Genomic DNA, 18,815 nt, shown 5'->3' with positions numbered 1-18,815 from the left:
TCAACCACCTATAGTCCAAACTTCGGCAAAAAGATAATCAATCCAACTATTATAGAAAATATAGCATATATGAATACAGCTCCGGCTGCAATATCTTTTGCCTGCTTAGCAAGGGGATGGATTTGGTCTGTTACCAGGTCTACAACTCTTTCAATCGCTGAATTAACGAGCTCTAATGTAATCGTACCAGCAATGGCAGCCAAAATGAACAGCCATTCCATCCCATTCAATGAAAAATACCAACCAAAGAATACGACGATTACTGTTAATACGAAATGAATCTTTATATTACGTTCTGTTCGAACTGCTTCCAAAATCCCCTGACAGGCAAAAGAGAAGCTTTTTATTAAAGGATACTTTTTTTTACCCTTCTCTTGAAAGTCCATATTCTTCCAAGATCTCCTTTTGTTTAGTAAACATCACTTTTTCATCTTCTTCAGTCATGTGATCAAAGCCTAGTAAATGAAGAAAACCATGAAGAGCTAAAAACCCAAGTTCACGGTCAAAAGAATGTCCGTATTCTTCTGCCTGCTCCTTAGTACGCTCAATGGAAATAATAATATCACCCAGCATACGAGGCATTTCGGCCCCGATAATTTCTACTTCATCTTCACCCATCTCTTCCAGTGCAAAAGAAATGACATCGGTAGCTGCATCTTTATGGCGATATTCTTTATTGATTTCCTGAATTCTTCTATTATCTACAAAAGTGACAGACAGTTCCGTATCTTCTTCAATATTTTCTTTTTTAGCCGCAAATTGCAGAATACTTTCAACAAGGTTCTGAGCTTTTTCCGTAACTTCGTTCGTTTCATCCATTAAATCGATTGCTAAAATCATTCTTTCACCTTCTGTCCTAATTTATCCGGCTCCGGATATTCAATCCTGGAGTGGAAGATACCATTAAGCGATTCACATAAGGAATGCTTCACGATACTTAATTCTCTCATAGTAATGTCACATTCATCAAATTGACCGTCTTGAATTCTGTCCTGAATAATAAAACTTACCAGCTCTTCAATCTTCTCAGGTGTAGGGTGCTGCATCGATCTCACCGCGGCCTCTACACTATCAGCAATACCTATGACAGCGACTTCCTTCATTTTCGCTCTCGGGCCTGGGTAACGGTAACAGGCTTCAACTGTCGTATCATCCTGCTTCTTCGCCTTATGATAGAAAAATTTCAATAAAGTAGTCCCGTGATGCTGCTCCGCAATATCAACAATCTCTTTCGGGAATTTATGACTGCGCAACATCTCACCACCATCAACAGCATGGGCAATGATGATATCCCTACTCGTTTCCGGCTGCAGTCGATCATGCGGGTTTTCCTCATTCATCTGATTCTCGATGAAAAAATGCGGACGTTTCGTCTTGCCTATATCATGATAATAACTGCCGACCCTTGCAAGCAATCCATTTGATCCAATAGCTTCACAAGCTGATTCCGCTAAATTGGCCACCATTACACTGTGATGGTAGGTTCCTGGTGCTTCAATTAAAATTTTTCGTAGTAAAGGGTGGTTTGGATTTGAAAGTTCGATTAGCTTCATCGATGATAAGATCCCGAAACCTGCCTCAAAAAACGGTAACAGGCCCATTGTCAAAACAGCTGAACCCACTCCCGATCCTATTGCTGCAGCAGCATAGTACAAATACTCCATTTTAGTATAATGCCCGTCCATTATAAAGATAAGCGAAAATACAAATGCCATATTGATTAAAGACATCAGAAGTCCTGCAATCAGAACTTTTGATTTGAAATTGGGGCGCGATAATATAATGATTGCCGCCAAACCCCCGAAAATAATATAAAGTCCCATAGAGAAATCTAGATTTCCAGGTGTATCACCATTAAATATAATCGTACCATACGAACCTAATAAAATAATCATTGCTACAGCTAGCTTATCATTCAATAAAATCTTAATAAGCATAGCCGCCATGGCACCTGGGAAAATGTATTCTAAATTCGAATTTTTAAGATCTGCGAAAACACTGACAGTTTTCATAGTTGCCATCGAAAGGATAAAGACAAGACTGAAGATCAATAACTGATTGTACTTGTTATCCCTTTTGGAAATTGAAATGTAAAAAAAGTAATAAAAAGCTCCAAAAGTTAAAAGGATAAATAGCAGTAGCCCAATATAAGGATAAATGGTAGACTCTGTACTTAAAAAACCTGCCAGTTCAAGTTGCCTGTACACATCCCGGTCTACTAACTGATTTTCTTCAACAATAATCTGCCCCTGAAGAATTCTAATAGGCTCTACGCTTTCGACTGCTTTCCTACGTTGCTCCTCGGTTTTATCCTTATCGAAAAACACATTTTGGATGATTGCCGTGCGTGCAAGGGAATTAGAGGCTTTTTTCATATCGCTATTAATGCTCATATACCCTAATTCTTCTACAACCTTTTTCTTGGCATTTTCGACATCACTGGCCGCAATTCGTGAGCTCATCACATTATTAACAGCCGTGATTGTTGAGTCTTTTGCAATTTCCAGCTCATCTTCATTCGCCTGCACTAAAGCAAGGAAAACAGAATCCTCAATATTTCTATTGACTTCATCTGTCAATTTTTCTTTTAAAATGGAAACCTTCTGAGCATCAGTTTTTATTGGTTCCTTTTTATCTTCCTTTCCTTCCTCTTTTTTATCTCTTTCAGGATCTGTTTCTTTATTCACCTCAATCGCCGAATCAAAAATGGATGAAATCAGATCGACTTTATTTTTGGCGTATTCTTTTTTTAATGTATAGACATCCGCCACTTGTTTTGAAATCTCTTCTTTTTCTTGTTCGGTCTTATATGTATCTTCTACAGTCTTTGTTGAACGAATAGTTTGTTCTGCCGGCTTAAAAAGCTCTACCTGGACTTTTTCCGGTTTGACATTGGAAAACATTAATCCATACGTAAACAAACCAAGTATCAGAAACAACAGTACTTGAAAAAAACGATGGACCAATAGCCCCTTTATTTTAGTAAAAAATTTCTGGATACGATTCAAGGAAGGTCCTCCTATAAAAAAGTGATGTAATATTCTAGATATGTAAAATCATAACAGTTTTCTTGTTAATTTTCACCCTGGTTATGATAAATGTAAAGCTTCTTCCGTTCTATTTCTACTTTTTGCTAATAAAGACACACAATCTACACACAGCACGAAAAATCCGCCGAGTGGAATTGGCGGATTTTTTTCTTATTCCTTTGCCTGCTCGTAAGCAGTAATGATTTTGGCTACAAGTGGATGTCTTACAACATCACTTTGTTCAAAATAAACAAATGAAAGACCTTTAACATTTTTCAAGATTTCTTCAACCCGAACCAAACCAGACTTCATTCCTTTGGGAAGGTCAATCTGTGTACGGTCTCCCGTAATGACCATCTTTGAACCGAATCCAAGCCGAGTTAAGAACATCTTCATTTGGGCTTCAGTCGTATTTTGTGCCTCATCCAAGATGACAAATGCATCTTCAAGCGTACGTCCCCTCATGTAGGCAAGAGGAGCAATTTCAATCGTTCCACGTTCTATCATCCTTTGGGTCTGTTCCATCCCCAGAAGGTCATGTAGGGCGTCATATAACGGCCGTAGGTACGGATCTACTTTTTCCTTCAGATCTCCTGGCAGGAAACCTAGGCTTTCACCCGCTTCAACAGCCGGTCGAGTCAGGATAATTCTTTTAACATGGCCATTTTTTAATGCATTAATCGCCATCACTACAGCAAGGTAGGTCTTCCCGGTTCCAGCAGGCCCAATTCCAAATACTAAGTCTTGCTTCTTTATAGCTTGAATATAGTATCTCTGACCGATTGTTTTGACTTTAATGGATTTCCCTTTAGCTGTTTTAGCGATTTCCTCTTCATATAATTCACCGAAATATTCCAAGGTCCCTTTTCTAGCCAATTCAATTGCATATAGAACATCCCTGGAACTGATTGTAATTCCTTTTCTAATTACTGTTAATAGTGCTTTCAATATTTCCTGACCCATTGTTACCCGCTCGATTTCTCCAGCAACACTGATTGCCTCACCTCGGGTAATAACTGAAATTCCAAGCTCTTCTTCAAGCACTTTTACATTTGAATCCCCATTGCCCAATAAAGCAATTGCTTCATTAGGTGATTCTATTTCTAACTTAATTACTTTCACATCATCTGCCATTCGTTAGTCTCCTTGAATGATTGGCTGTCCAATCGCTATATCTTCAATAACTTGGTAATGTATAGATAATTTAACTTTACCATTCTCTATGCTTTCGTGCAAAATTTTTTCTCCCACGATTTCATCTTCCTCATCGAGCAGCTTTTGCAAATCGGCTCGGGCCATTTTTTTACCTTCCTTTATCGCTTCTTCCTTCGTATAACTTCGGACAATATCATCCTTGCTCCTTAAGGTCACAACTTTATAGGAAATAGGCAGTTCCCATTGAAGAAAGTGAAACGGCCTCACAGTCGTTTCTTTTTCCTGTTTTTCATATCCCTGATCTTTGAAACCCCAGATTGGCAAAGAAAAGCCACTCATTTTTATATAGTGCTTACTCGTTTCATTTCCGTTTAAAACAGAAAATTTAGTTTTCAATGGAACCTTCACTTCCGCTTTATACCAGGTTTTCCCTTTTATTACTCCCTGAGCTGATACAATTTCCGGCTTGTCTTCTTTCCCAATCACACCTGAAACAAGAAGCTGCCCTTTGCCGACATAATCATTTACGTTTACTATAGATTGTCCTTTTTTTACGAACAAATCAGTGATTATTGCTTTTTTCGAAGCTACCAAATTCTGTGGAGACGTTTTCTCGATTTCTTTCGGTTGCCGTTTTTCAACAACTCTAAAATGGTAAGTTGTTCCCTTCAGCTCAACTCCCACCCACGTTAATGCACCAATCCGATCAGATAATTTACGCTGGATTGTATCCACATCATCAACAAAAAATTGCACCTTACCAATTTTCAAGCCCATCTTGTCCAACTCTTTTCGGATGGCATGCTCGGTTGCCGGCTTTGCACCTTGCACATCAATGCCCCAAACCATATTGGAAAGTACAAAAATACAAAGCAGGAAGGCAATTAGACCAGCCAAAAACCCGCTATTTTTCATAACTCTCTTCAATAGGAACGGAACGCCTTTTCCCTGCATGAACTTTACTTTGCAGTCACTTTTACGCATAACCTGACGGAGCTTTGGAATATCTCTAAAATCCATATGAAAAATTAGAGATTCACTTCCAACACGCTTCACATCCCAGATATGAAGCCCTCTCCTTGTCAGCATGTTAATCAACCGTTCCGCACCTCTGCCATAAGCCTTCACTTTAACATAGCCTGTATAGTAGTTTGTCCATCGGTTTTTCATGGAGACCTCCCGGGATCATTCATTGATAAAATATACCTTGTCAATCTTGCCTTCGAGCATGATTTCTTCCGGCAAAATCGTCTTAATGACAAAGGCTGTTCCCTTTATTAGCAGCTGACCATTTTTCAGCATCAATCGTACTTCACTGTCAGTAAAAGCTAATAAGCCACGATGATTTTCAATATAAATATGTAATTGTCCGATCATAGTAATTCGCGGCAGGTCCATCATGACATCTTGCGGAAGGTCCATTGTTTTGGTCATAAGCTGTTTCATTTTTTTTCCCCAATTACGAGCCATAAAAAAGAACCCCCTTTCATCTCAATGTATGAAATGAAAGAGAGTTCTAGCACAAAATTATAAAGGAACAAAAGTCTATTTTTTTATTGCATCAAATACATAATGCACACAGGTCCCCTATCGAGTTATCTCCTTGACCTCTGAAGACTTCGCTTCGCCCTTGGCGGTCCCAGCACTTCTGACATGATGATGCCATCAATCAGCTGTTTTTTGCCAAAAGACGGTCCTTTGCGATAGACCGGACTGTTATTATCAGATATCGCTGATGTAATTTGATCCGCCTTCGCTTTTTGATATAAACGCTCTTGATCGTACTTCTGCTGCAGACGCCTAAGCTCCGCAATCCTTTTGTTAGCTTCAGTTTTCGTCTCATCGATTACTTCAGCAGCCTGTGCTGCCTGCTGTTCGACTTTCCTTACGGGAGCAGGTGCAGGCCTTTGCTGTTGATTACCTTGTGCCATTTCACCTTGAAGCTCCCGGATGACCTCCTGCCATTTCTTTTTCGGAGGCGTGTTTGGATCACCACTTTGCTGAGGCTGCTTTTTCTTTCCTAACATGGACGTTAAAATACCGATCAAGACAATGATAAGGAATGGGTTCTTGAGAAAGAAATCAATAAAATCTCCCATTTAAAGACCTCCCTTTCCTGATCTAATTATTATTATTGTTATTGTTATTGTTATTATTATTATTGTTAATGTTGTTATCTTTTGGATTGTCAGATATTTTACTGATGGAATCACGCATATCCGTATCAGCCGTGATATTTTGGATATTCATATAATCCATCACTCCAAGGTTTCCACTTTTTAGTGCATCTGCCATAGCCAACGGAACTTCTGCTTCGGATTGGACAACCTTCGCTCGCATTTCCTGAACGCGGGCAACCATTTCCTGTTCAAGCGCAACAGCCATGGCACGTCGTTCTTCTGCTTTTGCCTGGGCAATTTTCTTATCCGCTTCGGCTTGGTCTGTTTGCAAGATCGCCCCGATGTTTTTCCCGATATCCACTTCAGCGATATCAATGGAGAGAATTTCAAATGCTGTTCCTGAATCCAACCCTTTTGATAAAACTGTTCTTGAAATCAAATCTGGATGTTCCAGTACATCCGTGTGCATTTTCGAAGCACCAATTGTCGATACGATCCCTTCCCCTACACGGGCAATGATCGTCTCTTCACCGGCACCACCGACTAGACGTTCAATATTGGCACGAACCGTGATCCTTGCCTTCGCTTTTACTTCAATCCCATTCATTGCTACACCAGAGATGAACGGAGTTTCGATCACTTTCGGGTTAACGCTCATTTGAACAGCTTGCAGTACATCACGACCAGCAAGATCAATAGCCGCACCTCTTTCGAAAGGTAACACGATATTCGCACGTTCCGCAGCAATTAATGCATTCACGACGCGATCGACATTACCGCCTGCAAGGTAATGGCTCTCCAATTGATTCGTTGAAACATTGATTCCAGCCTTATGGGCCTTAATAAGTGGATTGACAACTCTGCTTGGTATAACGCGGCGAAGCCTCATCCCAACTAATGTAAAAATACTGATTTTGACTCCTGCCGCTAAGGCGGAAATCCATAACATTACTGGTACGAATGTGAAAAATACTGCCAATACGATGATAGCAGCAATCACTGCCAGTACAATAAAAATCGTTCCTGAACTTATCACTTAATGATTCATCCTTCCTGTATCTTTAATTTGATTCCGGAATTTCCCGGACGACAACCCTAGATCCTTCAACTTTAACAATTATGATTGCCGAACCTTTGGAAACAAAACTTCCTTCAGTCACGACATCAACTCTTTCATCATTAATCAAAGCTGTTCCTGAAGGCCTTAAATCTGTAAGAGCCTTCCCTTCAACACCTAATAAATCAACTCGATTCGGATTGCTCACATACCCTTGTTCCGTTTTTGTTGCATCGGTTAATATCATTTTCCTGAAAAATTTCATCTGTTTTCCAAACACCTTTACAAGTAGGATGAATACCAAAATGGATACGGTAATCGCAATTAGCAAGGAAATCGTCATATGAACAGGATCACCTGAAGCGAGGAATAAACTTCCCACAATCGAGGTAAACCCAAGCAGCCCGATAATCCCCCCTGGGACAAAAAATTCTACTAGTACAAGAATGATTCCAATAATGAACAATGCTAACGATTCGTACCCGGTGATACCTGCGACAAGATGGCCATAAAAGAACAACACAAGACTGGAAATCCCTATAACACCCGGAATTCCAAAACCAGGTGAAAACAATTCAATCACAATCCCGATTCCTGCTATTGTTAATAAAATAGGAATGACAATTGGATTGGTCAAAAAGCGGGCAAGTTTCTCAGGAAAGCTTTCTTCGATAGATCGAATATCGGCATCCTCAACCCCAAGTATACTATACAGCTCTTCTATCCCAGAAACGGTACCTTCACTATAGCCAGACTTTTTAGCCTGTTCCGCTGTAAATGTCAGCAGCTTTCCGGTTTCTGCACCATATTCAGGAAGGTTGATGTCTTCATCCGCCATCGCCTGGGCAAAAATCGGGTCGCGTCCATTTTGTTCAGCAGCAGTCGTCATGGCAGCAAGCCAATAAGATTGCGCTTTCTTTCCTGCAGCGTTTCCTGATGAATCAATAACGGCTGCTGATCCCATTGTCGCACTCGGAACCATATAGATTTCATCGGCACTCAGAGAAATATAAGCGCCTGCAGAAAGAGCTCTGTTATTGACGTAGGCAACTGTCTTTATTGGTGAATCGGACACTAACTTAGCAATTTTCCCTGCCGCATCAACAGCACCACCAGGGGTATTCACCTCGAAAACGACAAGATCTGCATTAGCGGCTTCTGCAGTGGTCAACGCACGTTCTAAAAAAGCAGAGAGTCCCTTTTCCACCGTTTCTTCAATTGGAACATGGTAAACGATCTTCTCCTTTGCAGAAACAGCCGGCACCATCAGTGAAGACATGGTAAACAGCAATCCAAATAAGAGCAAAGAAATATAACGCCAAATTTTCAACGGAACGCCTCCTTTCCCGTACTTAACGCTGTAAGCGGCCTCCGATTTCCGAAGAATACTTACCAGATAAATTCAGCCCGTAACTAAAAATTGAATAAGAGGCCCCTGCAAATGAAGCTACCCTTTACTCTGTTCCTTAGTTATTACGTATGTATATGAAAAAGGTTTCAAAAAAAGCAAATAAATTTAAAAGTATCCATAATATCTCGCCATTTGTCCCAATAATATACGCATAAATATTGTAATCTAATCCTTTAATACACAAAAACCACAGGCAATTTGCCTGCGGTTAGGTTTCGAGTTTAAGATAGATGTTGTTGTACTAAGTTGTTTACTAGAGAACCATCTGCTTTACCTTTAACTTTAGGCATTAAAGCTCCCATAACTCTCCCCATATCTGCTTTGGACGTTGCATTGACTTCTTCAATTGTTTGTTTAACAATTTTAGAAATCTCTTCTTCTGAAAGTTGCTCAGGCATATATGCCTCTACGTATACTAGTTCGGTGCGGACTTTATCCACGAGATCGGAACGACCTGCGTTTTCAAACTCCTGGAGGGAGTCTTTGCGTTGTTTTAATTCGCGAGAGAGCACTGTCAATTCTTCATCATCTGTTAAATCTTGTCTCAGCTTTAGAGCTTCGTTTTGAATAGAAGCTTTCAGCATCCGAATAACAGATAGTTTGTCCTTTTCCTTGTTCTTCATCGCTTGTTTCATATCATTATTTAAACGCTCGAGAAGACTCATCTTTCCACCCTCTCTTAGAATTTACGTTTTCTTGCAGCTTCAGACTTTTTCTTACGTTTTACGCTTGGTTTTTCATAAAATTCACGCTTCCTAGCTTCCTGAAGCGATCCTGCTTTAGATACAGTACGTTTGAAACGACGAAGAGCATCTTCAAGCGATTCGTTTTTACGAACGACGGTTTTAGACATCTCTTTCCCTCCCTCCGAAAACAACACACTAACTCAAGTTGTCAACATGTTATACATGTACTAAACAATTATAATATATCATCTTTAACAGGTCAACCAATAAAATCAAACTTATTTCGAATATTATCATGTTTATGTCATAATTTTTCACTAAACAATCATTCTAGAGCAAAGAAATCCTTTTTATAGCATGTCTACCCCCTTTTGACCATAAGCTGATTAAGGGGTGAGAGTCATGTATGAGCTAATTTTATTTCTATTATTCATTGCGATATTTTTAGCCGGTATGGCTGTTTTACGTATCGGATTGTTCAATATGTCCGGTGCTGCATTAAAAACTTTCCTCTCAAAGGTAACAGATAGACCCTGGAAAGGTTTTTTTGCCGGTACCATTTTTACAGGAATTCTCCAGAGCAGCTCAGCGGTCATGGTTATGACGGTCGGCCTCGTTTCTGCTGGAAGTTTAACTTTCCCACAAACAATCGGTATTATTCTAGGAACAAATATCGGTTCTACCTTCACAGCAGAATTTATGACCATTTCCTTGGATCGTTGGATAATTCCTGGTGTCATCAGTGGTGCTATTCTTTGTTTAATGCCAAAAGTATTATCGAAAAGCGCTGGGATGTCCCTGATCGGTATCTCAGCTATCTTCGCAGCGATGAGTGGCTTTAAAATGCTTTCGAAACCTATTGCAGTCTATCCATCAGTTCAGACTCTAATCAGCAACATAGAGGATCATATGAGTATTGCTCTATTGGCTGGTATCTTGTTAACGGCAATGATTCACTCTAGCTCCGCGACTATAGGAATAGCAATGAGCTTTTTAATGAGCGGGGAGTTATCCGTCGCTTCCGCCATTATCATGATGCTCGGCTCTAATATAGGCACTTGTATCACTGGCTACTTGGCCAGCATCGGTTCTGGTAGACAAGCTGCTTTTACAGCTTATGCACATATTTGGTTAAATGTAATCGGAGTTGCAGCTTTTCTCCCTCTTGTGGACGTCCTAGAACGAACAGCTGCTTTTTTCACCGATGATAAGGGTACACAACTCGCGCATGCTAGTGTTATTTTCAATATCGTGACTTCCTTGATCGTTTTACCATTTGCACGTCAATTTTCCAACTTTATTTTATTGATCCATCGTCCGCATATAAAAAAATAAGCCGCACTCTTAAGAATGCGGCTTGTAAATTAATAATCAGAGTCAGCTGTTAAGCCCTTTAAGATGGAGACACCTGCACTCGCTCCAATTCTTGTTGCACCCGCTTCAATCACTTTCTGAGCATCACTCGTGTTACGAACTCCGCCTGAAGCTTTAACGCCGATATCTGGTCCTACTGTTTTTCTCATAAGCGCAACATCTTCAACTGTTGCACCGCCAGTTGAAAAACCAGTTGAGGTTTTAACAAAATCCGTTCCCGCTTTTACGGCAAGTTCGCAAGCACGGACTTTTTCTTCCTCAGTAAGTAAAGAGGTTTCAATAATTACTTTTGAAAGAGCTTTACCTGTCGATGCCGCTACCACAGCTCGAATATCCCGCTCTACCAATTCATTATCCTTGTCCTTTAATGCGCCGATATTGATCACCATATCAACTTCGTGTGCGCCATTGCTGATGGCGTCTTTTGTTTCAAAAGCTTTAGTTTCTGGTGTAGTGGCACCTAAAGGGAAACCAATTACCGTACAAACTTTTACTTCTGAGCCTTCTAAAAGCTCACTTGCATACTTCACCCAAGTCGGGTTTACGCATACTGAAGCAAAATTATACTCTCTCGCTTCTTCACATAATACCTTTATTTGCTCTTTCGTTGCATCTGCTTTTAATAAAGTGTGGTCAATTAAACCTGCTACATTTTGTGACATTTATATTCCTCCTTAAAAACATTTTAAAACTAGTTGTACGTACCTCTCATCATACCATAGTTCTTCCATTTTGACGATATATATAGTCTTTACCCTAATGTACTAAGAAAACACGTTAAACAAAGGATAAAAAAAAAGACAGCGAAAAAATCGCTGTCTTATATATTAGCTACTTGCTGCAACGGAATATCTTTCACAACCGTCACGAACTGTCCTTCACTATGTGGATAGCCAGACTTTGTAATTTTCACTTTTACAATGTCACCAACCATTTCCTCTGTAGCCGGGAAGACTATTTTCATGTAATTATCCGAGTAGCCTTCATAAAGACCATTTTCCAACTTAGTCTCAGGAATGACTTCAAGCACTTCTCCCTCAAATCGAGAAGCGTACTCTTTTGCCAACTGATCCGATAATGAAATCAGACGGTGAACGCGTTCGTTTTTCACATCTTCATCCACTTGGTCTTCCATACGTGCGGCAGGAGTCCCTGTCCGTTTTGAATACGGGAAGACATGAAGTTCGGAGAATTTATATTTTTCTATAAAATTATACGTCTCCAAAAATTCTTCTTCGGTTTCACCCGGGAAGCCTACGATTACATCAGATGTAACAGCAAGGCCTGGCAGTGCAACTTTTAATTTTTCAATTCGATCACCGAAGAAAGCCATTGTATATTTACGTCTCATCCGTTTTAAAACCGTATCAGAACCCGATTGGATAGGGATATGCAAATGACGAACTACCTTTTTCGAATTCGTCAGTACTTCAATGATTTCATCTGTAATTTGACTGGCTTCAATGGAAGAAATACGGATCCTCTTTAGCCCATCAATTTTTTCCAAGTCACGTAGTAGCATCGCCAAATTATAATCCTTCAAGTCATCTCCGTAACCACCGGTATGAATGCCCGTCAAGACGAGCTCTTTATATCCTGCCTCGACAAGCTGCTCAGCTTGATGAATGACTTCCTTTGGATCACGGGAACGCATTAAACCACGAGCCCATGGGATGATACAGAAAGTACAGAAATTATTGCAACCTTCCTGAATCTTTAGTGAGGCACGAGTACGATCAGTAAATGCCGGTACATCCAATTCTTCGTAGACACGATTTTTCATAATATTCCCAACCGCATTGATTGGTTCACGTTCTACCTTGAACTGCTCGATGTATTCAAGCAATTTAACCCTGTCCTGTGTTCCAACAACAATATCTACACCTGGAATTGCCATGATCTCTGCAGGAGATGTCTGTGCGTAACAACCCGTTACTGCTATAACAGCATTCGGATTTTTACGGATTGCACGACGGATGACCTGACGGCTCTTCTTATCGCCAGTATTCGTTACCGTGCAAGTGTTGATGACGTATACATCTGATGTATTTTCAAATTCAACACGATCATATCCCTCTGTCTTAAATAATTGCCAAATAGCTTCTGTTTCATAATGATTTACTTTACAACCTAATGTATGGAAAGCGACCGTTGCCATTTTTCATCACCTCAAAAGTTCTACATGATAAGAAACAGCGGAAAGTGCATATAAAGGTGCTGTTTCAGTTCTTAATATTCTAGGTCCAAGACCACAAGCTACAAATCCGGCAGCCGACAATTTTTCGATTTCCTTCTCTGCCATGCCCCCTTCAGGACCAAACACGAATAAAATCGATTGTCCGGCAGTGATATCTTTCAAAACAGAAGCAAGTACAGACGTTTCTCCACGCTTTGCTTCTTCTTCAAAAGCAATTAATCTATGATCGAAACCAGAAGCATATCCAGCTAGCTGATCTGCCGTCATCGGTTCCTTGATGGCAGGGATAACTGTGCGGTGGGACTGTTCGGCCGCTTCCTTTGAAATCTTCTGGAGTCGTTCCAATTTCTTACCAACCTTTTTGTGGTCCCATTTTACCACCGAACGAGCAGCAATAAAAGGGATAAATTCAACAGCACCTAATTCCGTCCCCTTTTGAACGATATATTCTAACTTATCCCCTTTAGGCAGACCGCTCGCTATCGTAACTCTTACCGGAAGTTCCTTTTCTTCATTCTTCCATTCAATAATGGTTCCTATAACAGCGTCATTTGTTATTTCAGAAATTTCCGTGACCGCAGTCATTCCGTTGCCCTTTACGGTGATGATTTGCTCCCCAGGTTCCATTCTCATTACCCTGGAAATATGGTGAAAATCATCGCCTGATATCGTCACTGTTTTACCATTAAAGTCTTCCTCGTTAAGAAAATACCGTTGCACACTGCCACCTACTTCGTCTAGTCTAAAAAAACTCACAGGCTAGCAGTCAGAGGCTTATTTTCCGATTGCGCGCCATGCAAAAACTCAAGCTAAAAAAAGGTACTCTGACTATCCAAATATACGATAATCAGAGTAACTTTTCATTTAATCATTTCTTTTCGCGATGATTGCTACCCAATCTTCCATCAAAATGGTTTCCTCAACTGTGAATCCGGAAGCTATAATTGCATCCTTCACATCCTGTTTCTTTGGCTGGATAATCCCAGAAGCTATAAAATACCCACCAGGTTTAACTACTTTTGCTACATCATCTGTAAAGAGCATAATGACTTCAGCTAATATATTAGCTACAACGACATCTGCTTGTTCGTTTACGCCGTCCAACAAGTTACCTTGAGAAACAGAAACTCTGTCTTGAACGTTGTTAAGTTCTACATTTTGCTTAGCAGACTGTACAGCTACGTCATCCAAATCAAGCGACTGAACTTGTTTCGCCTCTAATAATGCCGCTGCAATACTTAAAACACCGGAACCCGTTCCTACATCAACAACTAAGTCACCCGGCTGAACTGTACGTTCAAGTGCTTGGATACACATAACCGTTGTCGGGTGGGTACCTGTTCCAAAAGCCATACCAGGATCAAGTTCAATGATTAATTCATCACTGCTTACAGGAGTGTAATCTTCCCATGTAGGAACAATAGTAAAACGTTCAGAAATCTTGACCGGATTATAATATTTTTTCCAAGCCGTTGCCCATTCTTCTTCATTCACTTCACTAATTGAAACAACATTCTTCCCAAGATCGATATCAAAAAGAAGGAGATTATTAATTGATTCCTTAATAGCATCAACAGTTTCGCCAAGGAAGCTGTTAACCGGCAAATATGCCTTAATCAACACACCTTCATCCGGATAATCAGCTGGGTTTAGGTGGTAGATTTCGCCAAAAACATTTTCACGTTCTTTGACTAATTCAAGGGGATCCTCAATGACAACACCGCTTGCACCTGCCTCATGAAGAATATTTGAAACAGGTTCAACCGCTTCATTTGTTGTATGGATTGCAAATTCAGACCACTTCATAATCTACCAGCTCCCAATTTCTTTACTTGTCTTCACCTATCTTTAAAAGCACGCTTTACCTTTGAGAAAAAGCCATCTTCTTGTTCATCTATACCTGATTGTCCGCTGATATCGTTGAACTCACGAAGAAGGTCCTTTTGTTTTTCACTTAATTTTTTAGGTGTAACCACTAATACGACCACATGCTGATCTCCTTGGCCATATCCTCTTACATTCGGAACCCCTTTTCCTTTTAAACGGAAACGCGTGCTTGTTTGTGTTCCTGCAGGTATCTTCAACTTAACTTTACCATGCAAGGTCGGAACTTCAATTTCATCTCCTAATGCTGCCTGAGCAAAAGTAACCGGCATTTCACAATAAATATCATCGCCATCTCTTTCAAAGAATTCGTGGCTACGAACATGGAAGACTACATAAAGGTCTCCAGCTGGACCACCATTGATTCCAGGCTCGCCTTGACCGGATACACGCAGTTGCTGGCCATCATCGATTCCGGCTGGCACCTTGACTTGGATTTTTTTGCGTTTTTGAACTTTACCGTCTCCGCCGCAAGTTGAACATTTATTAGGAATGATTTTTCCTGTTCCTTGACAATGGTGACATGCTCTCCGGTTCACAATACGTCCGAATGCCGTGTTTTGTTCAACATTTAATTGACCTGTTCCATGACAGTGTGAACAGTTCTCCACTTTTGTGCCAGGCTTAGCACCCGATCCTTTACAAGTATCACAATTCTCTTCACGCGGAATTTCAATTTCAGTATCTTTTCCGAATGCAGCCTCTTCGAAAGAAAGCGTCATCGTATACTGTAAATCAGCCCCTTGGCGCGGTGCATTAGGATCTCTTCTACGTCCGCCTCCACCAAAGAAACTACTGAAAATATCTTCAAAACCACCGAAACCGCCAAAGTCCTGGCCACCGAAGCCCTGATTTGGATCTGTATGTCCAAATTGGTCATAATGAGCCTTTTTCTGCTCGTCGCTTAATACCTCGTAAGCTTCCTTAATTTCCTTGAATTTATCCGCAGCATCTTCCGCTTTATTAATATCAGGATGATATTGTTTGGAGAGCTTTCGATACGCTTTTTTGATTTCATCCTTCGAAGCACTCTTCGAAAGGCCTAACACCTCATAATAATCACGTTTACTCATATCTAAAATCCACTCCCGATTCGATTCACATAAAGGTAATATTATCACTGAACGAAGATAATAATCAACTAGAAAAGTACAAACGGCTTGAACACTTTTTCGTAAAAGAAGACATCTGCCTCAAATTTGCACCTATTTTTCTCCATAGTCTTATGATTCCCCACTAGCGATTGTAAGAATAAAAGAATACCAGCTGCCATTACTTCCGGACTTTGATTTCACCCATTGTAAAAAAGCCAAAGCCAAGATAACCTGACTTTGACTTTTCTACAATTACAGGCAGAAATCCCTGCCCAATATATCAGCGTCCCAACAGGGTCACTTTTTTATTTTTTCTCTTCTTCGTTTACTTCTGTATATTCTGCATCAACTACATTATCGTCTTTTGCACCAGCTTCGCCAGCACCCTCTTGGCCTGCTTGCTGAGCTTTTGCAGCTTCTTCATAAAGCTTCATTGTCAAAGCTTGAACGATTTCGTTAAGTGCATCTTTTTTCACACGGATTTCTTCAAGCTCATTTTTCTCGATTGCTGCTTTCAGTTCATCCTTCGCTTCGTTTGCTTTTGTTACTTCCGCTTCGTCTACTTTACCTTCTAGATCTTTAAGCGTTTTTTCCGTTTGGAAGACTAGTTGATCTGCTTCGTTACGAAGTTCAACTTCTTCTTTACGTTGTTTATCACTATCAGCATTTTCTTCTGCTTCACGTACCATGCGGTCGATTTCTTCATCAGAAAGTCCTGAAGATGATTTGATTGTGATTGCTTGTTCTTTGTTTGTGCCAAGATCTTTTGCACGAACGTTTACAATACCATTTTTATCAATGTCGAAAGTTACTTCGACTTGTGGAATTCCGCGCGGTGCCGGTGGAATGTCACTCAATTGGAAACGACCAAGCGTTTTGTTGTCTGCTGACATCGGACGTTCACCTTGAAGAACATGGATATCTACAGCTGTTTGATTATCAGCCGCTGTTGAGAATACTTGTGATTTACTTGTTGGAATTGTTGTATTACGGTCGATTAATTTCGTGAACACGCCGCCCATTGTTTCAATTCCAAGTGAAAGTGGAGTTACGTCTAAAAGAACAACGTCTTTAACATCCCCTGTTAATACGCCACCTTGAATCGCAGCACCCATAGCTACTACTTCATCAGGGTTAACACCTTTGCTTGGTTCTTGACCGATTTCCTTTTTGATTGCTTCAACAACCGCAGGAATACGCGTAGATCCACCAACAAGGATGACTTTATCGATTTCAGATGCTGAAAGACCTGCATCTTTCATCGCTTGACGAGTAGGTCCCATTGTACGTTCCACAAGACTTGAAGAAAGTTCATCGAATTTAGCTCTAGTCATTGTTACGTCTAAGTGAAGCGGGCCAGCATCTCCAGCTGTGATGAATGGCAATGAAATTTGTGTAGAAGTTACACCTGAAAGATCTTTTTTCGCTTTTTCAGCTGCATCTTTCAAACGTTGAACTGCCATTTTGTCTTTAGAAAGATCGATTCCATTTTCTTTCTTGAATGCTTCTACTAGGTAATCAATGATGACTTGGTCGAAATCATCTCCACCTAGACGGTTGTCACCAGCAGTGGATTTAACTTCGAATACGCCATCGCCAAGTTCCATGACTGATACGTCAAATGTACCGCCACCAAGGTCGAATACAAGAATTGTTTGGTCTTCATCTGTTTTATCTAAACCGTATGCAAGTGCTGCAGCTGTCGGTTCGTTAATAATACGTTCTACTTCAAGTCCAGCAATTTGACCAGCATCTTTCGTTGCTTGACGTTCTGCATCATTGAAGTAAGCAGGTACAGTGATAACCGCTTTTGTAACTTTTTCACCAAGATACTCTTCAGCATATGATTTTAAGTATTGAAGGATGATTGCAGAAACTTCCTGCGGTGAGTATTCTTTTCCTTCAATTACTTCTTTATGATTAGTACCCATATGACGTTTAATAGAAATGATCGTGTTTGGGTTTGTAATTGCTTGGCGTTTTGCCACTTCCCCTACTTGTCTTTCACCATTTTTGAATGCCACTACGGATGGAGTTGTACGGTTTCCTTCTGGATTCGGGATAACTTTTGGTTCCCCGCCTTCAAGTACAGATACACAAGAGTTTGTTGTACCTAAGTCAATACCAATAATCTTGCTCATAGTTTCACTACCTCCCAATTATTTGTATGTAATTTCTATTATTCGTTTACTTTTACCATTGCAGGACGAAGCACTCTGTCTTTAAGAACATATCCTTTTTGGAACTCCTCGACAACGATGTTAGAACCAAAGTTATCATCTTGAACTTGCATGACCGCTTGATGTAAACGCGGATCAAATTCTTCACCAACCGAACTAATTGGTTCGATGCCTTCTTTAGTCAATGCATCAATAATCGCTTTGTAGACCATTTCCATCCCTTGAAGCAGGGATTTTGTCTGTTCATTATCAGCTTCGATTTTTGTCGCTCTTTCAAAATTATCAAGAGCCTCGACTAAATCACCAGCAATACTTTGAACTCTATATTTTTGAGCCGCTTCCATATCAAGCTTGGCACGGCGTCTTGAATTATCAAAATCGGCCTGCAGACGAAGATAACGGTTATCCATTTCTTCGATTTTAGCCTGTAGCTCAGCAATCTTTTCATGAGCCAATTGAAGTTCATCTTTCTCAACCGGAGTTTCCTCCTGATTTTGTTCCGCTGGATTTTCCTCTTCAGCAAATACAGCTTCTGCAGCGCTTTCCTCGATTGTTTCATTTTCTAATGTTTGTTCTTCGTTTTTATTTTCTGTCACAATCTCACCTCCCTAAAAGGGTTATACAATTT

General features: G+C 40.3%; 19 protein-coding genes. 1 reads left to right on the top strand and 18 read right to left on the bottom strand.

The window, feature by feature from the left end; all coding sequences use genetic code 11:
* Positions 1-8: 8 nt before the first annotated feature.
* The 11 genes from JFU24_RS25020 to rpsU all read right to left on the bottom strand — a co-directional run bounded on the left by JFU24_RS25020 (position 9) and on the right by rpsU (position 9,625).
* Complete coding sequence (locus tag JFU24_RS25020; protein WP_098177895.1) at positions 9-386, bottom strand: diacylglycerol kinase family protein; 378 nt, start codon at positions 384-386, stop codon at positions 9-11.
* Complete coding sequence (gene ybeY / locus JFU24_RS25015; protein ID WP_201185850.1) at positions 364-840, bottom strand: rRNA maturation RNase YbeY; 477 nt, start codon at positions 838-840, stop codon at positions 364-366. Before ybeY ends, JFU24_RS25020 begins: the two co-directional genes overlap by 23 nt.
* On the bottom strand, positions 837-3,008 hold the full coding sequence (locus tag JFU24_RS25010) for an HD family phosphohydrolase (protein WP_201250664.1): 2,172 nt from the start codon (positions 3,006-3,008) through the stop codon (positions 837-839). Before JFU24_RS25010 ends, ybeY begins: the two co-directional genes overlap by 4 nt.
* Before the next feature lie 192 nt (positions 3,009-3,200).
* The gene (locus tag JFU24_RS25005) at positions 3,201-4,163 is read right to left on the bottom strand and encodes a PhoH family protein (protein WP_057218726.1); all 963 of its coding nucleotides are present in this window, start codon (positions 4,161-4,163) and stop codon (positions 3,201-3,203) included.
* Positions 4,164-4,166: 3 nt separating this feature from the next.
* On the bottom strand, positions 4,167-5,354 hold the full coding sequence (gene yqfD, locus JFU24_RS25000) for a sporulation protein YqfD (RefSeq protein ID WP_201250663.1): 1,188 nt from the start codon (positions 5,352-5,354) through the stop codon (positions 4,167-4,169).
* A 15-nt stretch (positions 5,355-5,369) separates the two neighbouring features.
* A complete protein-coding gene (yqfC, locus tag JFU24_RS24995) occupies positions 5,370-5,654 on the bottom strand; it encodes a sporulation protein YqfC (RefSeq protein WP_053347001.1) in 285 nt (94 codons plus the stop codon).
* Positions 5,655-5,779: 125 nt separating this feature from the next.
* Positions 5,780-6,283, bottom strand: coding sequence for a hypothetical protein (locus tag JFU24_RS24990; protein WP_201223631.1), 504 nt, complete (start codon positions 6,281-6,283; stop codon positions 5,780-5,782).
* Positions 6,284-6,305: 22 nt separating this feature from the next.
* The gene (gene floA / locus JFU24_RS24985) at positions 6,306-7,322 is read right to left on the bottom strand and encodes a flotillin-like protein FloA (RefSeq protein ID WP_397443437.1); all 1,017 of its coding nucleotides are present in this window, start codon (positions 7,320-7,322) and stop codon (positions 6,306-6,308) included.
* Positions 7,323-7,365: 43 nt separating this feature from the next.
* The gene (locus tag JFU24_RS24980) at positions 7,366-8,685 is read right to left on the bottom strand and encodes an NfeD family protein (RefSeq protein ID WP_397443438.1); all 1,320 of its coding nucleotides are present in this window, start codon (positions 8,683-8,685) and stop codon (positions 7,366-7,368) included.
* Positions 8,686-8,993: 308 nt separating this feature from the next.
* A complete protein-coding gene (locus JFU24_RS24975; protein WP_057218734.1) occupies positions 8,994-9,437 on the bottom strand; it encodes a GatB/YqeY domain-containing protein in 444 nt (147 codons plus the stop codon).
* A gap of 14 nt (positions 9,438-9,451) precedes the next feature.
* A complete protein-coding gene (gene rpsU, locus JFU24_RS24970; RefSeq protein ID WP_028391853.1) occupies positions 9,452-9,625 on the bottom strand; it encodes a 30S ribosomal protein S21 in 174 nt (57 codons plus the stop codon).
* Between the two features lie 235 nt (positions 9,626-9,860).
* On the opposite strand from rpsU, the gene JFU24_RS24965 reads away from it, so the two are divergent.
* Positions 9,861-10,793: a Na/Pi symporter gene (locus JFU24_RS24965; protein WP_201250662.1), complete on the top strand. Its 933-nt coding sequence runs from the start codon at positions 9,861-9,863 to the stop codon at positions 10,791-10,793.
* Between the two features lie 29 nt (positions 10,794-10,822).
* On the opposite strand, the gene deoC is transcribed toward JFU24_RS24965, so the two are convergent.
* The 7 genes from deoC to grpE all read right to left on the bottom strand — a co-directional run bounded on the left by deoC (position 10,823) and on the right by grpE (position 18,783).
* On the bottom strand, positions 10,823-11,494 hold the full coding sequence (gene deoC, locus JFU24_RS24960; RefSeq protein ID WP_056528625.1) for a deoxyribose-phosphate aldolase: 672 nt from the start codon (positions 11,492-11,494) through the stop codon (positions 10,823-10,825).
* 158 nt (positions 11,495-11,652) lie between these two features.
* Positions 11,653-12,990, bottom strand: a complete 1,338-nt coding sequence (mtaB, locus tag JFU24_RS24955; RefSeq protein ID WP_053347008.1) for a tRNA (N(6)-L-threonylcarbamoyladenosine(37)-C(2))-methylthiotransferase MtaB — start codon at positions 12,988-12,990, stop codon at positions 11,653-11,655.
* A 6-nt stretch (positions 12,991-12,996) separates the two neighbouring features.
* Complete coding sequence (locus JFU24_RS24950) at positions 12,997-13,749, bottom strand: 16S rRNA (uracil(1498)-N(3))-methyltransferase (protein WP_201187957.1); 753 nt, start codon at positions 13,747-13,749, stop codon at positions 12,997-12,999.
* Between the two features lie 144 nt (positions 13,750-13,893).
* On the bottom strand, positions 13,894-14,835 hold the full coding sequence (gene prmA / locus JFU24_RS24945; RefSeq protein ID WP_201223629.1) for a 50S ribosomal protein L11 methyltransferase: 942 nt from the start codon (positions 14,833-14,835) through the stop codon (positions 13,894-13,896).
* A gap of 32 nt (positions 14,836-14,867) precedes the next feature.
* Positions 14,868-15,986, bottom strand: a complete 1,119-nt coding sequence (gene dnaJ, locus JFU24_RS24940; protein WP_053347011.1) for a molecular chaperone DnaJ — start codon at positions 15,984-15,986, stop codon at positions 14,868-14,870.
* Between the two features lie 326 nt (positions 15,987-16,312).
* Positions 16,313-18,148 (bottom strand): molecular chaperone DnaK, encoded by a 1,836-nt coding sequence (gene dnaK, locus JFU24_RS24935; RefSeq protein ID WP_053347012.1) that lies wholly within the window; start codon positions 18,146-18,148, stop codon positions 16,313-16,315.
* Between the two features lie 38 nt (positions 18,149-18,186).
* The gene (grpE, locus tag JFU24_RS24930; RefSeq protein WP_201223628.1) at positions 18,187-18,783 is read right to left on the bottom strand and encodes a nucleotide exchange factor GrpE; all 597 of its coding nucleotides are present in this window, start codon (positions 18,781-18,783) and stop codon (positions 18,187-18,189) included.
* Positions 18,784-18,815 lie beyond the last annotated feature (32 nt).

The sequence above is a fragment of the Peribacillus sp. TH27 genome, from assembly GCF_016650915.1.
GTDB lineage: Bacteria > Bacillota > Bacilli > Bacillales > DSM-1321 > Peribacillus > Peribacillus butanolivorans.
The sequence above is the reverse complement of the archived record's forward strand: the minus strand, read 5'-3'. Positions and strand labels throughout refer to the sequence as shown.